The sequence below is a fragment of the Rhodanobacter ginsengisoli genome (assembly GCF_042657065.1).
GTDB classification, from domain to species: Bacteria; Pseudomonadota; Gammaproteobacteria; order Xanthomonadales; family Rhodanobacteraceae; genus Rhodanobacter; species Rhodanobacter ginsengisoli.
The window spans coordinates 315,179-338,077 of record NZ_JBHSNF010000001.1; the positions used below are offsets into that span (position 1 = coordinate 315,179).

Annotated in this window: 18 protein-coding genes; 4 read left to right on the forward strand and 14 right to left on the reverse strand. The window is 67.3% G+C overall.

From position 1 onward, the window contains the following. Nucleotides 1-133 precede the first annotated feature (133 nt). The gene (locus ACFPPA_RS01275) at nt 134-712 is read left to right on the forward strand and encodes a methyltransferase family protein (protein WP_377316490.1); all 579 of its coding nucleotides are present in this window, start codon (nt 134-136) and stop codon (nt 710-712) included. Between the two features lie 7 nt (nt 713-719). Here the strand turns inward: ACFPPA_RS01275 and ACFPPA_RS01280 are convergent, their stop codons facing one another. From ACFPPA_RS01280 to ACFPPA_RS01295, 4 genes are all read right to left on the reverse strand, one after another. Further along, nucleotides 720-1,307, reverse strand: coding sequence for a sterol desaturase family protein (locus ACFPPA_RS01280; protein WP_377316492.1), 588 nt, complete (start codon nt 1,305-1,307; stop codon nt 720-722). Between the two features lie 163 nt (nt 1,308-1,470). Then, nucleotides 1,471-2,415, reverse strand: a complete 945-nt coding sequence (locus ACFPPA_RS01285) for an alpha/beta fold hydrolase (protein ID WP_377316494.1) — start codon at nt 2,413-2,415, stop codon at nt 1,471-1,473. Nucleotides 2,416-2,529: 114 nt separating this feature from the next. Further along, complete coding sequence (locus tag ACFPPA_RS01290; RefSeq protein WP_377316496.1) at nt 2,530-4,389, reverse strand: M1 family metallopeptidase; 1,860 nt, start codon at nt 4,387-4,389, stop codon at nt 2,530-2,532. Between the two features lie 86 nt (nt 4,390-4,475). Continuing rightward, nucleotides 4,476-5,117 (reverse strand): glutathione S-transferase family protein, encoded by a 642-nt coding sequence (locus tag ACFPPA_RS01295; RefSeq protein WP_377316498.1) that lies wholly within the window; start codon nt 5,115-5,117, stop codon nt 4,476-4,478. A gap of 165 nt (nt 5,118-5,282) precedes the next feature. Between ACFPPA_RS01295 and ACFPPA_RS01300 the strand changes: the two genes are divergently transcribed. Next, nucleotides 5,283-7,496: a hypothetical protein gene (locus ACFPPA_RS01300; RefSeq protein WP_377316500.1), complete on the forward strand. Its 2,214-nt coding sequence runs from the start codon at nt 5,283-5,285 to the stop codon at nt 7,494-7,496. Nucleotides 7,497-7,513: 17 nt separating this feature from the next. Here ACFPPA_RS01300 and pip read toward each other — a convergent pair whose 3' ends face one another. The 5 genes from pip to ACFPPA_RS01325 form a co-directional block, all read right to left on the reverse strand. Then, the gene (pip, locus tag ACFPPA_RS01305) at nt 7,514-8,467 is read right to left on the reverse strand and encodes a prolyl aminopeptidase (protein WP_377316502.1); all 954 of its coding nucleotides are present in this window, start codon (nt 8,465-8,467) and stop codon (nt 7,514-7,516) included. A 24-nt stretch (nt 8,468-8,491) separates the two neighbouring features. Beyond that, nucleotides 8,492-10,198: an acid phosphatase gene (gene acpA / locus ACFPPA_RS01310; protein ID WP_377316504.1), complete on the reverse strand. Its 1,707-nt coding sequence runs from the start codon at nt 10,196-10,198 to the stop codon at nt 8,492-8,494. Between the two features lie 27 nt (nt 10,199-10,225). Then, entirely contained in the window at nt 10,226-11,788 is a 1,563-nt protein-coding gene (locus tag ACFPPA_RS01315; RefSeq protein WP_377316506.1) for a S10 family peptidase, read from the reverse strand. A 16-nt stretch (nt 11,789-11,804) separates the two neighbouring features. Next, nucleotides 11,805-13,361 (reverse strand): S10 family peptidase, encoded by a 1,557-nt coding sequence (locus ACFPPA_RS01320; RefSeq protein WP_377316508.1) that lies wholly within the window; start codon nt 13,359-13,361, stop codon nt 11,805-11,807. A gap of 247 nt (nt 13,362-13,608) precedes the next feature. Continuing rightward, a complete protein-coding gene (locus tag ACFPPA_RS01325) occupies nt 13,609-14,103 on the reverse strand; it encodes an Lrp/AsnC family transcriptional regulator (RefSeq protein WP_377316510.1) in 495 nt (164 codons plus the stop codon). A gap of 125 nt (nt 14,104-14,228) precedes the next feature. On the opposite strand from ACFPPA_RS01325, the gene ACFPPA_RS01330 reads away from it, so the two are divergent. Both ACFPPA_RS01330 and ACFPPA_RS01335 read left to right on the forward strand, forming a co-directional pair. Then, on the forward strand, nt 14,229-15,149 hold the full coding sequence (locus tag ACFPPA_RS01330; RefSeq protein ID WP_377316512.1) for a DMT family transporter: 921 nt from the start codon (nt 14,229-14,231) through the stop codon (nt 15,147-15,149). 19 nt (nt 15,150-15,168) lie between these two features. After that, the gene (locus ACFPPA_RS01335) at nt 15,169-15,867 is read left to right on the forward strand and encodes a glutathione S-transferase family protein (protein WP_377316514.1); all 699 of its coding nucleotides are present in this window, start codon (nt 15,169-15,171) and stop codon (nt 15,865-15,867) included. Between the two features lie 15 nt (nt 15,868-15,882). On the opposite strand, the gene ACFPPA_RS01340 is transcribed toward ACFPPA_RS01335, so the two are convergent. The 5 genes from ACFPPA_RS01340 to ACFPPA_RS01360 all read right to left on the reverse strand — a co-directional run bounded on the left by ACFPPA_RS01340 (nt 15,883) and on the right by ACFPPA_RS01360 (nt 22,763). Further along, nucleotides 15,883-16,548, reverse strand: coding sequence for a Pr6Pr family membrane protein (locus tag ACFPPA_RS01340; protein WP_377316516.1), 666 nt, complete (start codon nt 16,546-16,548; stop codon nt 15,883-15,885). Between the two features lie 60 nt (nt 16,549-16,608). After that, nucleotides 16,609-17,376, reverse strand: coding sequence for a bifunctional demethylmenaquinone methyltransferase/2-methoxy-6-polyprenyl-1,4-benzoquinol methylase UbiE (gene ubiE, locus ACFPPA_RS01345; RefSeq protein ID WP_377316518.1), 768 nt, complete (start codon nt 17,374-17,376; stop codon nt 16,609-16,611). 216 nt (nt 17,377-17,592) lie between these two features. Next, the gene (locus ACFPPA_RS01350) at nt 17,593-18,951 is read right to left on the reverse strand and encodes a metal-dependent hydrolase family protein (RefSeq protein WP_377316520.1); all 1,359 of its coding nucleotides are present in this window, start codon (nt 18,949-18,951) and stop codon (nt 17,593-17,595) included. Nucleotides 18,952-19,090: 139 nt separating this feature from the next. Continuing rightward, the gene (plsB, locus tag ACFPPA_RS01355; RefSeq protein ID WP_377316522.1) at nt 19,091-21,796 is read right to left on the reverse strand and encodes a glycerol-3-phosphate 1-O-acyltransferase PlsB; all 2,706 of its coding nucleotides are present in this window, start codon (nt 21,794-21,796) and stop codon (nt 19,091-19,093) included. 25 nt (nt 21,797-21,821) lie between these two features. Then, the gene (locus ACFPPA_RS01360; RefSeq protein WP_377316524.1) at nt 21,822-22,763 is read right to left on the reverse strand and encodes a hypothetical protein; all 942 of its coding nucleotides are present in this window, start codon (nt 22,761-22,763) and stop codon (nt 21,822-21,824) included. Nucleotides 22,764-22,899: the final 136 nt, after the last annotated feature.

The window sequence follows — 22,899 nt, forward strand, 5'->3', positions numbered from 1 at the left end:
CCGCACAGGCAGTCCACGGACGAGTTGCCGTCGAACGGCCTGGCCCGACCCGTGAACTCGATCACCCACGCCCGATGGGCTGCTAGGCTCTGCCTCTCCGCCGCCCTGCCGGTCGCCACCTCACGGACAGTCCATGCCGTTCTCGATGACCACCCTGCTGAATGCCTGCTGGGTCCTGTTCGTGCTGTACTGGATCTGGAGCGCGCGCCAGGTCAAGAGCACCGCGCGCACCGAGCCGGCGTGGTCGCGCCTGTTCAAGTACTGGCTGCCGTTGTTGATCGCGGCCGTACTGATGGAGCCGAACCGGTGGTACCGCGGCAGCATGCTGGGTGGGCGCTTCCTGCCGGAGCTGGACTGGCTGGCGCTGACCGGCCTGGTGCTGACGATCGCCGGCCTGCTGTTCGCCTGCTGGGCACGCGTGGTGCTGGGCAACAACTGGAGCGCGGTGGTTCAGCTCAAGCAGGATCACGAGCTGATCGAGCGCGGTCCCTACCGTTACGTGCGCCACCCGATCTACACCGGCCTGCTGCTGGCCTTCCTGGGCACCGCCGTGGCGATCGGCGAATGGCGCGGCCTGCTGGCGCTGGTCATCGTGGCGGTGTCGTTCTGGCGCAAGCTGCGGCTGGAGGAGCGCTGGCTGGCCGAACAGTTCGGTGCGGCCTACACGGATTACATGCGACGGGTGAAGGCGCTGATTCCGGGCATCCTTTGAGGCGGGTTCAGCTCTTCCGGGGCTGCCGGACGTAGCGCGTGCCCAGCAGCACATCCCACAGTGGAGTGGTGACCCCGAAATTGCTTTCGGGGTGATAGTGGTGGACGTGGTGGGCGCCGGCCCAGCGGCGCAGCAGCGGCTGCCGGAAGCGTACGTGATGGATGGTGAAATGGCTGAGCCCGTAGGCGATGTAGCCGAACGTGATCGAGCCGGCCATCAGCATCGCAAAACCGTCGGGCATGATCAGCATGAACATACCGGCCAGAACCAGCAGCACCACGGCGGGCAGGAAGAACGGCAGCGAGTCGTAGCCCAGCGGACGTTCGTGGTGCATGCGATGGCCCTGCTCGAACAGCGGGATCCGCGTGTGGAACATCCAGCGGTGGAAGAAGTACTCGATGAAGCTGAAGACGAACAGGCCCAGCAGGCAGGCCAGCAGCGCGATCCACGGCTGGCCGGTGTGGTGGCGCCAGCCCTCGACCACCAGCAGCAGCCCCAGGGCCGCGTCCAGGCCGAGTTCGGCCCAGTAATTGGCGCGGGTGGAGGACATGCGCACGATCGCATCCACACCGGTTCGAATGAGGTTCTGTTTCATGGGTCGCTGCATCGTTCCGTTTTCTTGCAGGATGGCACGCCAAACCTCGGAATCACCGAGGCATTGTCCCATGTTGTCATCGGTAATTCACAATATGATGTACCGCGGCAGGCTGAGCCGAGCATGACCGTATGGAAAAAGGACCGGATCCGGTCGCGAGCGTTCAATGCGAGAGCGCGAATCCGGTGAGAATCTGCGCGGTTTCATCGGGCCTTTCCAGCATCGGCATGTGGTTGCAGCCGTTGATGACACTGGTGCTGATCGCGCTGGCGCGGGTCAGGCCGTTGCGCAGGCTGTCCAGTGCCGAGACGTCGACGATCTTGTCGTCGTGGCACCACAGGCCGAGTACCGGCATGCCCAGCTGGCCGAGCCGGTCCTGCACCGCAAGATGCTGGGACGGCTGGCGCAATGCGTCGAAGGTGCGTTCGATGAACGCATGGTCGCGCCGGTTGCGCTTGACCAGCACGTCGACAAACCGGCCGGGCAGGTCGAGCGGGTGGGCGAAGGCCTGGGCGCTGGCGCGCTCGAAGCCGGCCCGATCGTCGAACACGAACGGGTCCTTGCCGGCCATCGCCGCGCGGCTGAACGCGGTGTCGCTCGCCTTCAGGCCGAACGCGTCGACCAGCGCCAGTTCGGCCACATGCTCGGGGTGCCCGGCCGCATAGACCCCGGCGATCGCGCCGCCCATCGAATGGCCGACCAGCACGAACCGCTGCAGCCCAAGCGTCTGCACGAAGGCATCGAGCCGCTTGGCCTGGGCGTCGATGTCGTAGCTGGCGCCGGCAAGGCGTGAGGAGTCGCCCCAGCCGGGCAGGTCGGGAATGACCAGGTGAAAATGCGGCGTGAGCCGTCTGGCCGTCTGCATCCAGACTTCCTTGCTGCTGGCGAAGCCGTGCAGCAGCACGATGGTCGGACCCTCGCCGCCCTCGTAGTAGACCCAGCGGGTATCGCCGACCTGCACCGAATGCTTCTCCAGGTGAGCGGCCATCGCCTCGCGCGCGACGTTCGCCCGCATCAGCCACTGCGGCGCAAACAGGTAGCTGCCGCCCAGCACGATGGCCAGCAGGGCGAGCAGCCACGCCAGGAATTTCAGGCGGCGCAGCAGCATGCGTTTCCACAGGGGAACGGCAGCGGGAGGTGTCGATGACGGCATGAGCGGCTCTTCGGGTTCGTGTGGCGGATGGTCCCCGCTCTCTCCCGCAGGCGGGGAGAGCGGCTGTACCTACGGGTGCTCCGCTTTCCTCGCCGCGGTGAAGATCGCCTCCACCGCCTGCTGGGTCAGTGGGTGATAGCCCGCCTTGGCCCCGGCATAGACCGTCTCGGCGTAGGCCAGTCCCTCCGGCGTCCTGGCGAAGGCCTTGTACAGCGGGGTCGTCAGGTAGAGCCGGCCGATCCGCGTCATGTGCTCGGCGGCGGCCGTCCAGACCGCCCTGTCACCGCCGGCGATCGCGTGGCTGTACCAGCGCATGCCGATCTCGGCGTTCGGCGTGCCGGTGAGGTGCCAGGCGGCGTCGAGCTGCTGCAGCTTGTCCAGCGGCGCCACGTCGGGCAGGCGGTCGAGGAAGTACATCCATTCCTGCGTGTTCCAGCCTTTCGCGTCGAGCTTGTCCGCGGCCAGCGTGCCTTCCAGGAATGTGCTGCGCTCGTGGTCGATGGCGGTGAAGCGCGGCGAGTCCGGCAGCGGCGCATTCTTCGGGATGCCGTCGGCGTAGACCCAGGCCTTCACCTCGTCCCAGCTCATCTTGCCGGGGTATTTCTCGATCAGGTTCGGCTTCATGTAGTCGAGCATCTGCTCGGTGGTGATGCTCTGCCACGCGAAATGCTTGAAGTAGCCCTTCAGATACTCGTCGAACGCCGCGCGGCCGAAGCGCTGCTCCAGCGTGCGCAGGAACCAGGAGCCCTTGTCGTAGGCCACGTCGGACAGCGCGTCGTCGGCGCCGACGCCGCGCGGATCGGGCGCCAGCTTCTGTGCATTGGCCGGCATCGCGCCGATGCTCTTCTGCAGCGCGCGGGCGGACAGCAGGGCTTCTTCGTCGGCCAGCACCTTGCCATAGACCGCTTCGGTGATGCGCCCCTGCACGTAGGTGGTGAAGCCCTCGTTGAGCCAGATGTCGCGCCAGGAGGCGCTGGTCACCAGATTGCCCGACCACGAATGCGCCAGCTCATGCGAGACCAGCGAGACCAGGCTCTTGTCGCCCACCAGCACGGTCGGCGTGGCGAAGGTCATGTCCGGGTTTTCCATGCCGCCGTACGGGAACGACGGCGGCAGCACCAGGATGTCGTAGCGGCCCCAGGCGTAGGGCCCGTAGAGCTTTTCGGTGGCGGCGATCAGTTGCTCGGTGTCCTCGAACTCGTGCGCGGCCTTGGCGACCACGCCCGGTTCCGCATACACGGCCGAACGCGGGCCGGTCTGCTTCACCGCGATGTCGCCGGCGGCGATCGCCAGCAGATACGACGGGATCGGATGCGGCTGGGAAAAGTCGAACGATCCGTCAAGCGGATGCCCGGCGTCGTTGAGCGCGCTCATCACCACGCGGATGCCCTTCGGTGCGTGGACGTGGGCGTCATAGCTGAAGCGCACCGCCGGCGAATCCTGCAGCGGCACCCATGAGCGGGCGTGGATCGACTCTGACTGCGAGAACATGAACGGCTGGGTCTTGTCGGCCGTCTGGGCCGGAGTCAGCCACTGCAGGCCCGAGGCTTCCGGCGAGGTGGAATAGACGATGCGCACCCGTGCCGGATGCTTTGGCGTGGCGATGGTCAGCTTGCTGCCGAGCGTCTCGTTGCGCGAGGCCAGCGCATATTTCAGCTTCGTGGCCTGGCCGTCGGCACCGAGCGCCTCGACCTTCGCGATCTTCAGGTCGCGCGTATCCAGCACCAGCGAGGTGGCCGCGGGATTCTTCCAGTCCAGCTTCAGCGTGGCCTGGCCGTCGAGCCGATGGTGCGGGAAGTCGATGCGCAGGTCGAGATCCAGATGGGTCACCCGCACCTGCTTCGGCTGCGCGTAGGAATTGGGGTCGGCGGCATGAGCTGCCAGCGGCAGCAACAGCATGCCGAAGACGGCGGTGGGCAACAGACGCATGGACGATACTCGAACCGGGAAACCCCGAGTATGCCATTGCCTCCACGTCGTTCGCCCGTGACGAAAGCCGTGGTCCAAGCAGTTTGCTAGGGCAGTTCCCTGGTCGAATGGGGATCGATCGCATACGGATGCATGGTGGCGAGAAACCCCGGCTGCGCCTCGACCCGCGTGAGCCAGGCGCGGATGTGCGGACAGGGCTGCAGCGACAGGCCGGCTTCTTCGGCGCGGCTGGCATAGGCGAACACCGCCATGTCGGCGATGGTGTAGCTGTCCTCGACGAGGAACGGCCGTGCCTGCAATTCGGCCTCCAGGATGTCGAGGGTTCGTCGCGCCGCGACGCGCTTGCCCTCGACCACTTCCGGCGAGCGCCGTGCCAGCTTGCCGGTCATCGTCCAGTGACGCAGCGCGCCGATCACCGATTCCACCCGCTCCTGTTCGAAGTGCAGCCACTGCTGCACCTTCGCGCGCCGGTAGCGATCGTCGGGCAGATAGCGGGTGCCGTCGGCCAGGTAGGTCAGGATCGCATTCGATTCGGCCAGCGTGCGGCCGTCATCGAGCCGGATCGCCGGTACCGTACCGGTCGGACTGATGCGCAGGTAAGTCTCGGTGCGCCCCTCGCCATCGAAAATGCTCACCGGCACCGTGCGGTACGGTTGGTCCAGATGGTTCAGCAGCAGGCGCACTTTCCAGGCGTTCTGCGACGGCAGGTAGTCGAACAAGGTCAGCATGGCGCGGTCCCGGTGGAGGAGCTGATCCAGTGTGGGCGACACGGTCAGCTGCCGCACTCCGTTTCTTGCGCGGGAATGCCTTCGCCGCAGGCTGCCGCTGCGTGATCCACCCGGTCATCACACCGACGGGCCCATGCTGCTTGTCCGTCCCCCGAATCGAGCCCGATGCGCACCCTGCCTGCACCCCTGCGTCGATTGTTGTGGTTGTCCGGTGTGCTGTACGTGCTCTATCTGCTCGCAGGCAACAGTTTCATCAACAGTCCGCTGGCGCGCACGGCGGTGAACCGCAATCCGCGGGTCTTCCATGCGCAATGGGACTGGGCGTGGACGCTGTGGCCCGGGCAGATCGGCGTGCAGCAGCTGCAGTTGCGCGGGCAGGCCCGCAAGTTGCTGTGGAGTGCCCGGGGCGACTCCGCGCAGGGACGGGTCATGCTGTGGCCGCTGTTCCGCCGCGAGCTGCGCTTCGGGGTGGTCCGCGCCACGACGGTGAAGCTCGATGTGCAGATGGCTGCTGCCGACCTGAAGCCGCCGGCTTTCCGGCCCGACGCATGGCGCGTCACCGTCGATCATCTGACCACGTTTTCGCTGCGCCAGCTGCGCGTGGGTGAGCTGGTTGCCGACAGCGACGGCCGGGCCGCGTCCTGGATCGGTTTCACCCATCAGTTGCGTGGCGGCGCGAGCGAGGTCTTCCCTTCGCGGCTGGAGATGCCCGCGGCACGGGTGCGCTATGCCGGGCAGGAACTGCTGCACGATGCGCACGTCGAGCTGCGCATTGCGATGGACTCTTTCACCTATGAGCAGCCGGCGGGCTGGCGCAAGATCGAGCGGACCGACCTGCGCGTGATCATGGCCGGGACGACGCCCACGATCGCGCTGGGAGCCAGCCGGGCCGGCGCGCTGGCAGTGAGCTCGGCACCATTGGGCGGTCATCTCAGCGCCGACTTCTCGCTCCATCACGGCGTGCTCGCACCGGGCGGGACGTTGCAGTGGAATGCGCCGGTGGCGATCACCGATGCCGATGGCTCGCAACAGCGTCGCCGCGGTCAGCTCGATCTGGCGGTGCAGCCCGACGGGGTCATGATGCACGCGCGCATTCGGCCGCTGGACGGCAGCCGCGGTGCGAAGACGGCCCATCGCCTCGAAGCGGACTTGCGTGTCGCCACGCGGCGGTGGCTGCCGGATCAATCGGCCGGCCAGCTGTTGCACCTGCTCTCCGGCACCGCGGACTGGCGCTGGCATTTCGCCTCGCTACGCTGGCTCACGCCGCTGACGTCGTCCCGGCCGTGGCTGCAACTGGACGGCGCCGGCGACATCGATGGCCAGTTGCATGTCGACGCCGGCACGCTGCTGCCCGGCAGTCACGTCGAGGTACCCACGGTCGACCTGGCCGCCGGCGTGCTCGACAACGTGTTCGCCGGGAACGCGCACGCCCAGGCGCGCGTAGTGGCGGCCGCGGTCGGCGCGAACACGCTGGTCGGCCTGACCGTGGACCGGTTCACCCTGGCGCCCCGCAGCGCCCCGGGCCAGGCCTACCTGCGCGGACAGGCGTTGCAGGTGGACATGCGGACCTCGGCCACGCTGGCCGAGCTGGGCCGCGACTTCCTGGCACGACTGCACTTCGCCGACGCCGAGGTGCCCGACCTGCGCGCGTACAACCGCTACCTGCCCGGCAAGAGCCTGAGTTTCCTCGGTGGCCACGGGCGCATGAGCACCGACTTCCGCATCGACGAGAACGGCGATGTCAGCGCCGGCCGAATGCAGATGAGCAGCCCCGATGCGCGGCTTGCGCTGGGTGTGTCGCGCCTGAGCGGCGACCTGAAGATGGACACCCGACTCGACCGCGCCAGTCGCAGCGGGCATGCCTTCGACCTGAAGGACTTCACCCTGGGCCTCGATGGCGTGCGCGTCGAGGGCTCCCGTGCGCCGCCGTGGTGGGCCCGGATCACCCTGCAGGATGCGCGGCTGGACTGGGATCAACCGATGCGGATGCAGGGCGCTGCCACGATCGAGATGAAGGACGTCAGCCTGTTGCTGTCGCTGTTTGCCGACCGCAGCGCGTTTCCCAAGTGGATCGCCAACGTGATCAATGACGGCAACGCGACCGCCCACGTCCGGATCGAGGCGCAGCGTGGTGATTTCATCCTCGACCACCTGGTCGCCAGCAACCGGCGCGTGGACCTGTTCGCGCACCTGCGCATCCGCGACGGCAAGCCCAGCGGCGATCTGTACGCGCGCTGGGGCGTGCTGGGGCTGGCCGTGGCGTTGACCGACGGCCAGCGCAAATTCCATCTGCTGCATGCGGGACGCTGGTACCGCGCGCAACCGGATCTGCTGCCGGCCGAGGCCGGGTCGAGCCCCCAACGCGCAACACCACACTAGCCACCCGCCGGCCCGGATCAGGCGTAGCGATCGGCCAGCTGGTCGGTGGCTTCCACCAGCTGGTCCACGATCGCGGGGTCGGCCGCGCTGTGCCCGGCCAGCACGATGCGCAGCGCCGCCTCGGGCCACGCCTGGCTCAGGTCCCAGGCACTCTTCACCGGGCAGATGATGTCGTAGCGGCCGTGCACGATGGTGGCCGGGATATGCCGGATGCGCGAGATATCGCGCAGCAGCTGGTCGGGCTCGAGGAACAGCGCGTGGCGAAAGTAGTGGGCCTCCATCACCGCCAGGCTGACCGCCTTCTGCGGCTCCTCGAAAATGCCGGGCGCGTCGGGATCGTGGATCAGCGTGGTGCTGCCGCCTTCCCATGCGCTCCACGCCTGCGCCGCGGCGAGCCGGACCGCCTCGTCGGTGCCGTTCAGGCGCTGCCAGTAGGCATCCAGCAGCGAGCCGCGCTCCTCCGGAGGAATGAAACCGAGGAAGCGCGCCCAGCGCTCGGGGAAGATCTGCGAGGCGCCGCCGTCGGCCTCGTTGAACCAGCGCAGTTCCTGCGGTCGGCCGAGGAAGATGCCGCGCAACACCAGGCCGAGCGTGCGTTGCGGATGGGCCTGCGCATAGGCCAGCGCCAGCGTCGACCCCCACGAACCGCCGAACACCACCCAGCGCTCGATCCCGAGCCGTTCGCGGATCGCCTCGATGTCGGCGACCAGATGCGCGGTGGTGTTGTCGATCAGTTCGGCGAACGGAGTGGACTGGCCGGCCCCGCGCTGGTCGAACAGCACGATGCGGTAGCGCGCCGGGTCGAAGAAGCGACGGTGGTATGTCGAGATGCCCGCGCCAGGCCCGCCATGCAGGAACACCACCGGCAGGCCTGCCGGGTTGCCGCATTCCTCCACGTGCAGCGTGTGCAGCGCATCGACCGCGAGGCGATGGGTCCGGTACGGTTCGATCTCGGGATACAGCTCGCGCATGGCAGGGCTCCGTGGTGCGGGTGATCAGCGGGTGTCGAACTGCAGCGCCGCCGTGAGGTCGCCCGGCGGTGGCCCGCCGGCGGCGATCATGGACTGCTCGCGCAGTATCAGGCCGGGCAGTCTGGGCAGTCCGAAGCGGCGCGTGATGAAGCGGGCGATCGAGCCGGTGTCGTAGACCGTGTGATCGACATGGCCGCGTCTGGCAAACGGCGAGACGACGATGGCGGGCACGCGCGTGCCCGGCCCCCAGCGGTCGCCTCTGGGCGGCGCCACGTGATCCCACCAGCCGCCGTTCTCGTCGACCGTGATCACGACCAGCATCTGCGCCCATTGCGGACTGCCCTGCAGCGCATGCACCACGCCGGCGAGATGGCGGTCGCCGGCCTCCACGTCGGAGTAGCCGGCGTGCATGTTGAGGTCGCCCTGCGGCTTGTAGAACGTCACCGGCGGCAGCTTGCCCGCCGCGACATCGGCCAGGAAATGATTGCTGCCGGCGGTTTCGCCCACGCCGCCGTCGCGCAGGTGCTGCCGACGTGCGGCGGTGCCGGGCGCCAGGCTGGCGAAATAGTTCAGCGGCTGGTGGTGCGGCTGGAAGTTGGGCTGCTCCGGAAACTCGCCCGCCACGCCATCGCCGTGGCCATCCAGCGCGGCCTGCCACGCACCGGCGTACCAGGCCCAGTCGATGCCTTTGGCCGACAGCAGGTCGCCGATGTGCTGGTGGGTCTGTGGCGGGCAGGTGTTGGGATTGGCGGCATCGGCCAGTGCCGGGTCGTGCGGGTCCTGGCTGAAGCCCGGCGCATACGGCGGACCCATCGTGTTCACCGCGTGGAAATCCGGGGTCAGCGTATTCGGCGTGGCGAACTTCGCCTTGCCCTGCATCGCGCTGGCGGGGGAGTCGTCGGCGAGCTTGAGCTGCACGTCGGTGGCGCCGCCGCTCGCGGTGGTGGCGATGCCGAACTTCGCCGGACTCTGGTCGGCGTGCGGGTAGAACGGCGGCTGCGCCGCGACCAGATACTGGTGGTTGAGGAAGGAGCCGCCGAACGCGCCCATGAAGAAGTTGTCGCACAGCGTGTACTGCTCGGCCAGTCGCCACAGCCGCAGGTTCACCGCGCTGTCGGCGTAGTGGCCCATCACCAGCGCGCCGCTGTCGCCCCAGGCGACGAAGCCGTCGTTGCGACCGCCGTTGATCTGCAGCTGGTTCTGATAGAACGCATGCACCAGGTCGCGCGTCACCACGCCGTGCGGCAGCGGCTCGCCCGCCGGCGTGCGCAGGGCGAACGGCGCGTTCGGCAGGCCGGTGATGTCGTGCTCGCCGATCTTGTAGCTGTGGTGGTTGACCACCTGCTTGTGCGGCACCAGACCCTGCCATATCGGCGGCAGGGTGGTGAACGGTTCGCCGTTGCGATCGCGCTGGCGGTAGCGTTCCGGCGGCAGTGCTTCGAGTGGTTGCTGCAGGCCGGGGAATCCGCTGAACAGGTTGTTGAAGCTGCGGTTTTCCGCGTACAGCACCACCACGTGCCGGATGTGTTCCTGCAGCAGCGCGTCGACCGCCTCCGCGGGCAATTCCGCGGTGTCATGGGGAGGCGGGCGCTGCCCGCTGGCGGCCTGGCAACCGCCGATGCCCAGCGCCGCGCCGCCCAGCAGCAGGCCACCCAGCAGGCGTCGCCGCTGCGGGTCGGCCGGGGGCGGGTCGTTCGCCACGGGTGGCGGGTCGGGTGGCTTGCGGGTCATCGGCGGTATCCGGTTTGTCTGGGCTGCTCAGGTGCGCGGCGCCGCCTCATCATAGAAGCGTGCCAGGTCCGCTTTCACCTGCTTCAGTGCATCGATGTCGAAATAGATCATGTGTCCGGAGGGATAGAAGCCGAACTCGATGTTCTTGCGGATCGACGGGTCGAGGCCGAGATGGCCCAGGTCGAATTCGGTGGCATAGAACGGCGTGGCCAGGTCGTAGTAGCCGTTGGCCGAGAACACCTTCAGGTGCGGGTTGCGGCGCATCGCCGAGGCCAGGTCGCTGCCGACGTATGGCGCCTGGGTGAAGCCGAAGCCGCGACCCTGCTTGTGCTTCCAGTCCCAGCCGCGGTTGATCACGCCGTAGTTGTTGGGCAGGTAGGAGCGGTTCCCGCTGAACTTGAGCTCGGTGGCGACGTATTGATTGAACGCGGCCAGGTAGGCGCCGGTGGCGGCGTCGCTGGCGGCATCGCCGTCGGGAGTCTCGCCGGCGGCGTCCGGATCGATGCCCTCGAAACGGCCGTCCAGACGTCCCACGGTGCGGCGCTGGTCGCGCAGCAGTTCCTTGCGGAAACGGCTCGGATCGATGCGCAGGTTCGCCTCCTTGATGTAGGTCGGCGAAAGGCCGATGTACTTGCTCAGCCGGTCGGCGATGCGATCGGCCTCGGCCGGTGCGAGCGCGTCGCCTTTGGCCAGTGCCAGGGTGTAGTCGCCGCCGGCGAACCGGCGCACGTCGGCCAGGAAGCCGGCGAGGTCGGCCGGCTTGCCCGGGACCTTGTCGTGGTACCAGGCGATCGCCGCCTCGGTCGGCAGGTTGACGACGTAGGCATGGTCGACGCCGGTATTGGCCCACACGCTGAAGTCGAGAATCGAGGACATCAGCACCACGCCGTTGAACTCCATGCCCTGCTGTTGCAGCAGCTTCACCAGCACCGCCGAACGGGTGGTGCCGTAGCTCTCGCCGAACAGGAACTTCGGCGAGTTCCAGCGATGGTTGTCGCCGACGTAGCGGGTGATGAATTTCGCGAACGCGGCGGCGTCCTGGTCCACGCCGTAGTAGTCCTTGCCCTTGGCCGCGCCGACCAGCTGCGAGTAGCCGGTGCCGGGCGCGTCGACGAAGACCAGGTCGGTCTTGTCGAGCAGGCTGTATTCGTTCGGCACGGTCTGGTATGGCGGTGGCGGAATCGGCTGGTCGCCCTTGTTGGCCACCCGCACCGGACCGAACGAACCCATGTGCAGCCACATGCTGGAAGAGCCGGGGCCGCCGTTGAACATGAACGTCACCGGGCGCCGGTCCGGCTTGCCGTCGTCCACGGTGTAGGCGACGTAGAACACGCTGACCGCGGGCTTGTCCTTGTCGTCCTTGATCAGCAGGGTGCCGGCAGTGGCCTTGTAGCCGATGCTGCGGCCATCGATGCGCACGCTGTGCCGGGTGACCACGCTGCGTTCGGGCGGTATCGGCAGTTCGTCCTTCTTGCCGTCCTTGTCGGACTGCGCCTTGGCGGCATCCTTCGGCGCATCGGCCGCGTGGACGGGGCTGCCGAGGCACATCAGCAGGGCGAGGGCGAATGGGGCGAGCGGTGATTGGCGCATGGTCGGTAACTCCCTCTCAGCGCTGCGGTGCGGCGCGATCGTAGAAATGGGCGAGATCGCCCTTGAGCTGCTTCAGCGCGTCGGTGTTCAGATAGATCATGTGCCCCGACGGGTAGTACAGGAACTGCAGGTTGCCGCGCAGCGAGGGATCGAGATTCATGTGCGCGAGGTCGTACTCGGTGATGAAGAACGGCGTGGCGAAGTCGTAGTAGCCGTTGACCGACAACACCTGGAGGTGGGGGTTGCTGCGCATCGCGTGGGCCAGGTCGCCGGCGACGTAGGCCAGCGGCAGCGGGTGTTCGATATCGGCGGCCTTGTGCTTCCAGTCCCAGTGCTTGTTGATCTCGCCGAAGGTGGGTCGGTAGTCCAGTTTGCTGTGGTAGCCGAGCTGCCTGTCGAGGTAGTCGTGGAACGCCGCGACGAACGCGCCGCTGATGCCGGCGTCCGATGCGTCGTAGTCCGGGTTCTCGCCCGCGGCATCGGGATCGGTACCGGTGAAGCGGCTGTCGAAGCGGCCCAGGGTGAGGCGCTGGCCGCGCAGCAGCTCCTTGCGGAACCGCCCCAGGTCGATGCGCAGGTTCGCCTGCTTGACGAATGACACCGACAGCCCGGTATAGGCGGCCAACTGGCGCGCCACTGCATCGAGCTGGGCTGGCGGGAGGTTCTGTCCCTGCGCCAGCGCGGCGGCATACGGGCCCTGCGCCCAGGCGCGTACCTGGTCGAGGTAGGTCTTCAGGTCGGCCGGCTTGTGGGCCGGTTTGTCGTGGTACCAGGCGGCCGCCGCGTAGCTCGGCAGGTAGCCGACGTAGCTCTCGTCATAGCCCGGGATGCGGATGCCGTAGTTGAGGATCGACGACATCAGGATCACGCCATTGAAGGCCATGCCCTTGTCCTGCAACGCATCGACCAGCGCCGCCGAACGGGTGGTGCCGTAGCTTTCGCCGTAGAGGAACTTCGGCGAATTCCAGCGCCGGTTGATGTCGACGTAGCGCTGGATCGCGCGGGTGAATGCCGAGACGTCCTGGTCCACGCCCCAGAAATCCTTGCCGGTCGCCTTGCCCAGCGCGCGCGAGTAACCGGTGCCGACGGCGTCGATGAAGACCAGGTCGGTCTTGTCCAGCAGGCTGTCCTGGTTCGGCACCAGGTGGTACGGCGGCGGCGCGGTCGCGGCGGGACTGGCCGTCTCGATCCGCATCGGCGCGAACGAGCCCATGTGCAGCCACATGCTGGAGGAGCCGGGGCCGCCGTTGTACAGGAAGGTCAGCGGCCGGTGATTTCGCCCGCTAGTGTCCGGGCCGCCCTTGCCCAGCGTATAGGCCACGTAGAACACGCTGGCCTGCGGCTCGTTCTTGTCGTCGCGGATGATCAGCGTGCCGGCGGTGGCGGTGTAATCGATGGCATGGCCGCCGATGCTGACGCGGTGCTGCGTCCGTGTGGCGCTCTCGACGGGTGGGGTGGTGCCACCTTCGGTATCGGCCGGTTTGCCGCCGGCAGCGGCCGGGTAGGCGGGAGCGGGAGCAGCCAGCGCAAGCGCGAACGCGCCCGCCAGCAGGAGGGAAATCAGGTGGCGCATGGGAACCCCTGTGGCATCGAACCAGCGTCCGAGTATGCGTGCCTGGTCGCGCGGGCGACCGTGACAAAAGTACTGGGAGCCTGTCGGGCTTTGCTGGTCGAGGCGAGAATTCGGCTGTGCGAGGACAGATTTTCGACGCTTCGCCGGCCCATAGTGGCTCTATGGGTCAGGAAGCAGCGAAAATATGGACCGCACAGACGGATTCGCAGCCCGCCCGAGCAAAGTCCGACAGGCTGCTAGGTGCGAGTCAGTCGCCCGACATGGCCTGCGCGGCCTGCCACATCGCGCGGGTCAGCGGGCGATGCGCGTGCGGCGTCTGCAGCACGATCAGGGTGGTGGTGCTGGTGCTGGCGCCGGTCTTCAGCAGGCGGTCGAGCACCGCCTCGAGATGGCCGATCGACATCGCCACCACATGCAGCAGGGCGGAATCCTCGCCGGCCAGCCGGCGGCATTCGAGCACCTCGGGAATGTCCTCCACCAGGCTGCCGATGCGGGCGCAGGTGACACCGTCGCAGCGCAGCCGGATCATGGCGCTGATCGCGTAGCCGAGGCGCCTGGGGTCGATCGTGGCGCGATAGCCGGTGATCACGCCGGCATCCTCCAGCTGCCTGACCCGCTCGGCTACCGCCGGCGCGGAAAGCTGCACCTTGCGCCCCAGCTCGGCGTAGCCCAGGCGGGCATCCCGTTGCAGCGCTTCCAGCAGCTGCCAATCCTTGCTGTCCAATTCGGGTTTCGATTCCAAGGCAGGATCACTCGTTGATGGCTTCAATCGTTGGCTGAACATGTCGATCATGACTTGATGCATTATTCCTCGGCGCCCTCGTCAAGACTAGGATGCGCACTTCCCCTGCATCGGAATCCGTCCCCATGGATACCTCTGAGCGCCTTGACGGGCGCACGCTCCTGTTGATCGGCGTCGCCCTGCTGACCTGGTCGTCGGCCTACGCGGCAATCGCCTACGCGCTGTCTTCGTTTACTCCCGGCGAAGTGGCATTCGCGAGGCTGGCCATTGCCTCGGTCTGCTTCGCCGCCCTGCTGGCGGCGAGGCGAGTCGCGTTGCCGGCGCGGCGCGACTGGCCGCAGTTGGCCCTGCTCGGGGTGATCGGGCTCACCGTGTATCACCTGTGCCTCAATTACGCCGAAACGCGGATCGCCAGCGGCACCGCATCGATCCTGATTTCGCTGGTGCCCGCCGCCACCGCGGCGGTCTCGGCGGTATGGCTGCACGAACGGCTGTCCGCCCGCACCCTGATCGGTCTCGGCGTGGCCCTGGTCGGCGTGGTGCTGGTGGTGCTGGCCAGCGGCAAGCAGGTGAAGTTCCAGCCGATGGCGATTCTGGTGCTGCTCAGCGTGCTCGCCTCGGCGATCTTCTTCGTCGGCCTGAAGCCGTTCTTTGCCCGCAGCAGCATGATCGGCGTCACCGCCTTCACGCTGTTCGCCGGCACCTTGGGTGCATTGCCGTTCGCCACCGGTTTCGCGGGCGCGCTGCGGGCGGCGCCGTGGTCGCACGTGGCTGCCCTGCTGTGGCTGGGCATCGCGCCCACCTTCGTCGGTTACATGGCCTGGAATGCGGCGCTGCGGCGCGCATCCGCCTCGCAGGTGTCCAGCTTCATCTATTTCTCGCCGCCGATCGCGGTGCTGATCGGCTGGCTGTGGCTGGACGAACGCCCGGGCCTGCTGACCCTCGTCGGCGGCGTGGTCACGGTGGCCGGTGTGGCGCTGGCGAACGTGCGGCGACGGGCCCTGCCGAGCATGCCGCCGCCGGCCGAAGCCTGCGAACAGAACTGATCCCGAGCGGACCCGCGGCATGTACCAGCTCTACATCGCGAACAAGAATTACTCGTCGTGGTCGCTGCGGCCATGGTTGCTGCTCAGTGCGCTGGGCATTCCGTTCGAGGAGCGGCTGGTGACGTTCGCGCAGGGCAACGGTGCCAGTTGGCACGCGTTCCGCGCGTTCTCGCCGAACGGCAAGGTGCCGTGTCTGCATGACGGCGCCACCGTGGTGTGGGATACGCTGGCCATCGCCGAGTACCTGGCCGAACGTCATCCGGAGGCCTGGCCGTCCGATCCCGTCGCACGGGCGTGGGCACGTTGTGCCGCGGCAGAGATGCATTCGGGCTTTTCCGCCCTGCGCCAGTACTGCGGCATGAACTGTGGCGTGCGCATCCGCTTGCGGAGCGACCTGCCGACGGCGCTGGCTGCCGATATCGCGCGTGTCGACGAACTGTGGAGCGAGGGACTGAGCCGGTTCGGCGGTCCCTTCCTTGCCGGCCCGGGGTTTACCGCCGTCGATGCGTTTTTCGCGCCGGTGGCGTTCCGCATCCAGACCTACGGCATCGCCCTCGGTCAGGCGGCGGCGGATTACACGCAGCGGCTGCTCGACTTGCCGGCGATGCGTCGCTGGTACGCCGATGCCCTGCAGGAAAGCTGGCGCGACGCCGAGCACGAGGAGGAGATGCCGCGCTCAGGCGAATTGCTGGAGGATCTGCGCGTGCCAGCGGGCTGAATCGCGTCCGATCGGTCAGGGCTGCGCGCGTACCACGATGGCCTTTCCCTCGCGCCGCACCTGCCAGTGTCCCAGCGCGAGCAGCAGCGAGGCCACGGCGACGAACACCAGCAGCACCGCGCAGGCATTGAGCAGCACGTGGAGATAGCCCAGCGTGGCGACGTCGAGGAACGGGTAGGGGTACCAGTGATTCACCGCGCCGCGCGTCAGCGCATAGACAAAATAGATGGCCGGGTAACTTTGCCAGTACGCGATCTGGGCCCAGCGCAGCGTCGACTTGGCTACGGCCAGCCACCAGTGCAGCACGAACAGCAGCGGCATCAACACATGCAGGGCGTCGTCGGCGACGATCTGCCAGCCGTGCGGATGCCACAGCTGGCGCAGCATCAGGTTGTAGATGGCGCAGACGATGACGATGCTCATCGCGATGGCGGTATGCACGTCAGGGCGCCGGAAAAATCTTCGGATCGAACCGGGTCGGCTGTGCGCCGCCGCGGTCAACGCCAACGCCACCAGCACGTTGGTCAGCACGGTGAAATAGCCGAGGTAGATCCACACCCCGGTCAGCACGCCCTGGCCGTTCGCCACCGTCAGCTGGATCGACAGCAGCAGTTGCAACGCCAGCGCCAGCCAGCCGAGCAGGGCACTGATGGCGGCAAAATGACGATAACGGTTGGGCATGGCCGGTTGCTGCTCCGACCCGCGTTCAGTCCCTTTCGGGGGTTGGTGCCGCGGGTGTCGTCAGAGTTTGTAGGCGCGATGGATCGCCACGATCCCGCCGCTGAGGTTGCGCACCTCGACCCGGCCGAAGCCGGCACGTTCCATCATGCCCTTGAGCGTCTGCTGGTCGGGATGCTTGCGGATCGACTCGGCCAGGTACTGGTAGCTGTCGGCGTCGCCGGCGAACAACTGGCCCAGTTTCGGCAGCACCCTGAACGAGTGGAAGTCGTAGAGCTTGCCGAACAGTTCGCTCTGTACCCTGGAGAACTCCAGCACCAGCAGCCGCCCGCCGGGCTTGAGCACGCGGCAGATGTCGGCCAGCGCCTTGTCCTTGTCGGTGACGTTGCGCAGGCCGAAGGCCATGGTCACCGCGTCGAAGCTGTTGTCGGGAAACGGCAGCATCTCCGCGTTGAGCTGGGCCCAGCGCAGGCCGCCGACCAGGCCGCGGTCGGTCATGCGGTCGCGGCCGACGCCCAGCATCGCCGCGTTGATGTCGCCGACCACCACCTCGCCCTGCTCACCCACCACCGGCTTCAGCAGCGCGGCGATGTCGCCGGTGCCGCCGGCCAGGTCCAGCACGCGATCGCCGCGGCGCACGCCGCTGACCGCCACGAAATGGCGCTTCCACAGGCGATGCACGCCGAACGACATCAGGTCGTTCATCAGGTCGTAGCTGCGCGCCACCGAGGTGAACACCTGCCCGACCAGCTTCTGCTTTTCGGCGACGGGGACGTCGCGAAAGCCGAAGTGGGTGGTCGATTCAGGAGGGGATTCAGGCTGCTCGGTCATGTCGGCAATGCTACAGCAATGACCGTTTCAAGCAGATACCTCGCTTGTGATGTTCGCCTCCTCTCCACTGCGGGGGAGAGGATTGAGGTGAGGGGCGGGTGCTCGCCGAAATGCCGATCAAAGCCTGCTCCGCTGGAGCTCCGGGCGAGATTGTCGCCTCACCCCAACCCCTCTCCCCGAACGGGGAGAGGGAGCGAAGGCAAGGAGCGCCGTGCCTCATTGAAGCGTGGGCTTGCCGCCTTCCTTGTAGATCACGCCATCCTTCATCACGAAGTTGACCTTCTGCATGACGGTGATGTCCTTCAGCGGGTTGCCCGGCACGGCGATCACGTCGGCGCCGCGCCCCACCGCGATCTCGCCGAACCGGTCGGACTTGCCCAGCAACTCGGCGGCATGGGTGGTGGCGGCCTGCAGCACGAACATCGGCGGCATGCCGGCCTGGACCATGTAGGCGAATTCCCTGGCATTCTCGCCGTGCGGATAGACGCCGGCGTCCGTGCCGAAGGCGATCTTCACCCCGGCGCGGTAGGCCTTGCCAGCGGTCGCCATGATCACCGGGCCGACCTGCTCGGCCTTGGCGGCGACCTGCGGCGGATACCAGCCTTCCTTCGCCTTCTCCATCACGAACTGGCCGGCGATGATGGTCGGCACGTACCAGGTACCGTGTTCCTTCATCAGCTTCATGTCTTCGGCGTCCATGAAGGTGCCATGCTCGATCGAATCCACGCCACCAAGCACGGCGCGGCGAATCGCCTCGGCGCCGTGCGCGTGGGCGGCCACGGTGAAGCCGTAGTCGTGCGCGGCGGCGACCACGGCCTTGATCTCGGCCAGGGTCATCTGCGGATTCTCGGAGCTCGAACTTTCATCGAGCACGCCGCCGGAAGGCATGATCTTGATCAGGTCGGCGCCGTCCTTGTAATGCTGGCGCACCGCCTTCCAGGCGTCCGCGGGCGAGTCGATGATGCCGTCCTTCGGACCCGGGTCACCCTGCAGGTCCCAGCGAAAGCCGTTGGTGGGATCGGCGTGGCCGCCGGTGCTGCCGACGAACTGGCCGGCGCTGAAGATATGCGGGCCGGGCACGATGCCGGCGTTGACCGCATTGCGCAGCGCGATGGATTCGTTGTGTGCGTCGCCGAGATTCCGCACGGTGGTGAAGCCGGCCAGCAGGGTGCGCTTCGCATACACCGTGCTGCGGATGGCGTAGTCCGCCGGGTTGAGGCGGAACTTGTCGCTGTAGGTGCTCTTGCTGAACTGCACGGTCAGGTGGGTGTGCGAGTCGATCAGGCCGGGCAGGCAGGTGGCATCGGGCAGGTCGACATAGCGGAATGCTTCGCCGGCCTTGGCGGCGGCCTCGCGGTAGGACGGGAGATCCACCGCGCCGGCGTGCAGTTCCCGGATGCGGCCGTCGGCGACGACCACGCTGGTCTCGCCCAGCATCTTGCCGGCAGCGGGATCGAGCAGGCGCGCGCAATGCAGCACGCTGACGTCGTGGTTGGCCGGCTTGTCGGCGGCCTGGGCAGCGACGGGCAGCGACAGGGCGAAGACAGCGAGGGCGAGCGCGCGGCGTGCAGTCATGTGGGATCCTTCCGGCGGATGAAGTGACCATAGTAGGGACGACGGTCCACCGGCGTCACCGTGACCTTTGGCACGGCGGCATGACGCCCGCCCATGAATCCCATGGCGCGTCGCCGTCATCGCGGCTTCGGGGTGCCGCCTATTCGCGCGGCGATGTGCCGTCGTTGCCGGCGGGTGTCACCGCTTCTTGCGCATGGGCACGGTGTTCGGCGTCGACATGGCGCTCATGCAGAGCCGCGCTGGCGATATCGGCCGGGGCCGTTTCCGCGGCCGGGCTGGCTGTCGCCTGCGGTTCGCCGCCGGTCGGTGCGCCGGCGTCCGCCTCGTCGAGCCCCTCGCCGGCAGCCGGCTCCCTCTCGTTGCCGCCCGGGGTGATCTTGAGGATCGAATGCCGCACTTCGCGCGACAGGATGACCCGTGCATCGCGCACCATGCCTTCCAGTGCGGCGTCGTAGTCGAGCTTGCCGTCCTCGTCGGTCCATACCACCCGGCGCTCGCGCAGCTTCTGGATGAAGCCGCGGAACAGCGCCTTGTCGAAGAACTCCGGAGCCGACAGTTCGTTGAGCAGGCCCAGGCGTTGCGCGGTCAGCGTGCAGGCGTTCTCCAGTTCCGCCCCGGTCATCGTGTGCGGACCGTTCTTGGCCAGTGCGGCGATCGTGATGTAGTAGCGCTCGAACGCCTGGATCAGGCTGCGCGCGATCACCTTGAGCTGGAACGCGCCGTCGTCCTGGCCGGGGCTGCGCTCCAGCGTGCGGCCATCGTTGCTCGACTCGAGCAGGCCGCGGCGCACGAGGAAGTCGATGGTGGCCTGCAGCTGCGCCGCAAAACCCTCGCCGTCCCACGGCAGGAACAGCTCGCCCTGGATGAACGGGTAGATGATCCGGCCCAGTCGCAGCACCGACGCGCGCGACATGCGCCGGTTGTTGAGGAAGCAGCAGGCGACCCAGGCGGCGCTGGCAGTCAGGTGCAGCACGTTGTTGCGGAAATAGCTCAGCAGCACCGCCTGCTCGCCACTGACGGTGAGCACGTCGCCCAGCGGGTGCTGTACGCGCTGGATCCACTGCATCTGCTCGCCGTAGGCGATGATGGCGGCCGGATTCATCGGGGTCAGCGTGACCCGGTCCGAATACGGCAGCTCCTGCAGCAGCGTCTTGCTCAACTCCAGCTGGGTCAGCAGGTCGCTCTCGGCCATCGCATGCTTCGGCGTGGCCAGCAGGGCCAGCGCCAGCAGGTTGATCGGATTGACGTCGGCGGCTCGGTTGATGTTGATCTGGATCTGTTCGGCGAGCTGGCTGACCACGCCGTTGAGCCACTCCGGCTTGGCATCGGAGTCGGCGCTGGCCGCGCGCCAGTCGGCGCTGGCGGCATCCAGCAACGGGGTCAGCTCGATCGGCTCGCCGAAGTTCAGCGCCACGTGCCCATAGTGCTGACGCAATACCTTCAATCCACGCAGCAGGCCGAGCAGGGATTCCTTTTCCTTCGGCTTGCCGCTGAGTTCGCCGATGTAGCTCTTGCCCTCCATCAGTTTCTCGTAGCCGATGTATACCGGCTGGAACAGCACCGGTCGGCGCGGTGCCCGCAGGAAGGCGCGCACGGTCATCGACAGCAGGCCGCCGCGCGGCGCCAGCAATCGGCCGGTGCGCGAGCGGGTGCCTTCGGTGAAATATTCGATCGGCACGCCGCGGTCGATCAGCTGTGCCATGTATTCCTTGAACACCACCGAGTACAGCGGGTTGCCGGTGAAGCTGCGACGCATGAAGAACGCGCCGCCGCGGCGCAGGATCGGTCCGAGTCCCGGCAGGTTGAGGTTCACCCCGGCGGCGATATGCGGCACCACCACGCCGGATACGTGCAGCTGGTAGCTCATCAGCAGGTAGTCGGCATGGCTGCGATGGCTGGGCACGTAGACCACTTCGTAGCCGGGCGCGGCGGCGCGGGCCTTGTCGAAGTGGTGCATCGCGATGCCGTCGTACAGCTTGTTCCAGAAATTCGACAGCAGGAACGAGACCGAGCGCACCACCGGGTGCGAGTAGTCGGCAGCAATTTCCAGCATCAGCTTGTGCGCCTTGCGCCAGGCCTTGGCGTGGCTGATCTTTTCCTTGGCCGCGGTGGCGGCGATCGCCGCGCGGACCGGTTCGGCATTCAGCACGGCGTCGACCACGGTGCGCCGGTGCGACAGATCCGGCCCGATCACGGCGGCGCGGATGCGGTGGAAATGCGTCCGCAGCACGCGCGCGATCTTGCGCGTGAAACGCTCCGGGCTGATCTCGCCGGATTCGTCCAGCACGCTGCGCAGCGACACCGGTGCGGAGAAGTGCACGACCGTGTCGCGCCCGTTCAGCAGCAGGGCCAGCAAACGCCCGAAGCGGCCGACCATGACCCAGTTCTCCGAAAACAGCACGCTGAACCAGCCACTGTCACGGCTCGGCGCGCGACCGACGTAGATCGATACCGGCACGATCTGGATGTCGCGCTCGGGCATCCCCTCGAGTGAGCGCACGAGTTGGCGCAGGGGCTCGTTCGGCGCGCGCTGGCGGTTGCGCCCGAAGATCCAGCCGTCGCGACGCGCCAGTGCGAACACCGAGCGCCGGCGGCGGGTGCCGGGCAGCGGCTGCATCGGGTTGGGCAGCCCGGCCTCGCGACAGGCGCGCTGCAGGATCAGCGCGTCGGAAAAGCCGTCGCGCTCGATCACATAGCAGACCGGCACCCCGGCCTGAAGCAGCGCAGTGGGTTCGGCCGGATCGCGGCGGATGCGCACCCAGGGTTGCAGCAGCTGGCCTGCCAGGTTGAACCACCAGGGCGCACGCTGGCGGGCGGTCGAGTCCGCGCTAGAGAAGTTCTGCATCCGCCTATTCTAACGGTTGCGCCGGTCAGTCTTTCGTGACCGGGTTGCTGCTGGCCTGCGCGGCACTGGCGCTGGCCGTCGGCAGGCTCTGTGCCTGCACCAGCCGCTGGTGGGATTGGCGCGCATTGTCCAGCATGTCCTCGCTGTACCAGCGGCCATCCTGCTGCACCAGTTTCGACTCGACCGACAGCGGCTTGCCCAGCAAGGTGTAGTCGACCCTCACCACGGCATGGCCGTTGCTGCTGGAGACCGGAGTGAGCTTGATCGAGTTCAGCGTGTCGTCCACCGACAGGCCATAGATCGCCAGCAACTGCTTCAGGCCGGTGAAGCCGGTCGAGTACTTCGCCATGGTGGTGTCGAAATCCATCGAGCGCATCTGATCCGGGCTTTTCAGGCCCAGCTTGCGCGCCGTCGTCACCGCCACCCCGACCGCCTGTCGGGCCTTGGCCTGATCGAACCAGGGCGTGTGCTGGGCCCACGGCACCAGGACATCGAGCACGCTGTCGGCCTGGGTCTTCTGGACGTTGCTGAGGCCCTTGCTCTGGGCGATGCCATTTTTCACCAGCGCCTCACCGACGCTGATCAGTACCGGCAGCTGATCCTTGTACTGCTGCTCCATGCCGCTCAGCCTGGGCTGCAATTCGGCATACAGCTTGTCCTCTGCGCCCGCTTCGGTGAGTTTCTGGATCGTCTGGTCGAACCGGGCACGATCTTCCGCGCTCATCGGCTTTACATCCTTTTGCTGACGACTCCAGTCGGCGCGCAGGTTGGCGTAATCGGCTGGCGGCAGCGCGTGTTTCCACAGGCCGTTGAAATCGGCGGCCTTGATCAGGTCGATCGAACCCTGCAGTGCCGCTTGCGGCGTGCTGCCTCCCGCTTGCGAGGCTTCGTCCTTGCCATGGCAGGCGCTCAGCAGCAGGGCGGCGAACAGCGGCAACATGGCATGGCGGAGGAAGGGGAGGCGCATCGGCAGGCTCTCGCGGTGGGTGGTGGGCGGAGCGCAGGCGCGCCGCGGGCGATGGTGATTGCGCAGGGTAAGCGGCGCGGCGGCAATGAAACAAGGTGTGCCGGGGCTTTCCGGGGGCCACAAAAAGAAAACCCCA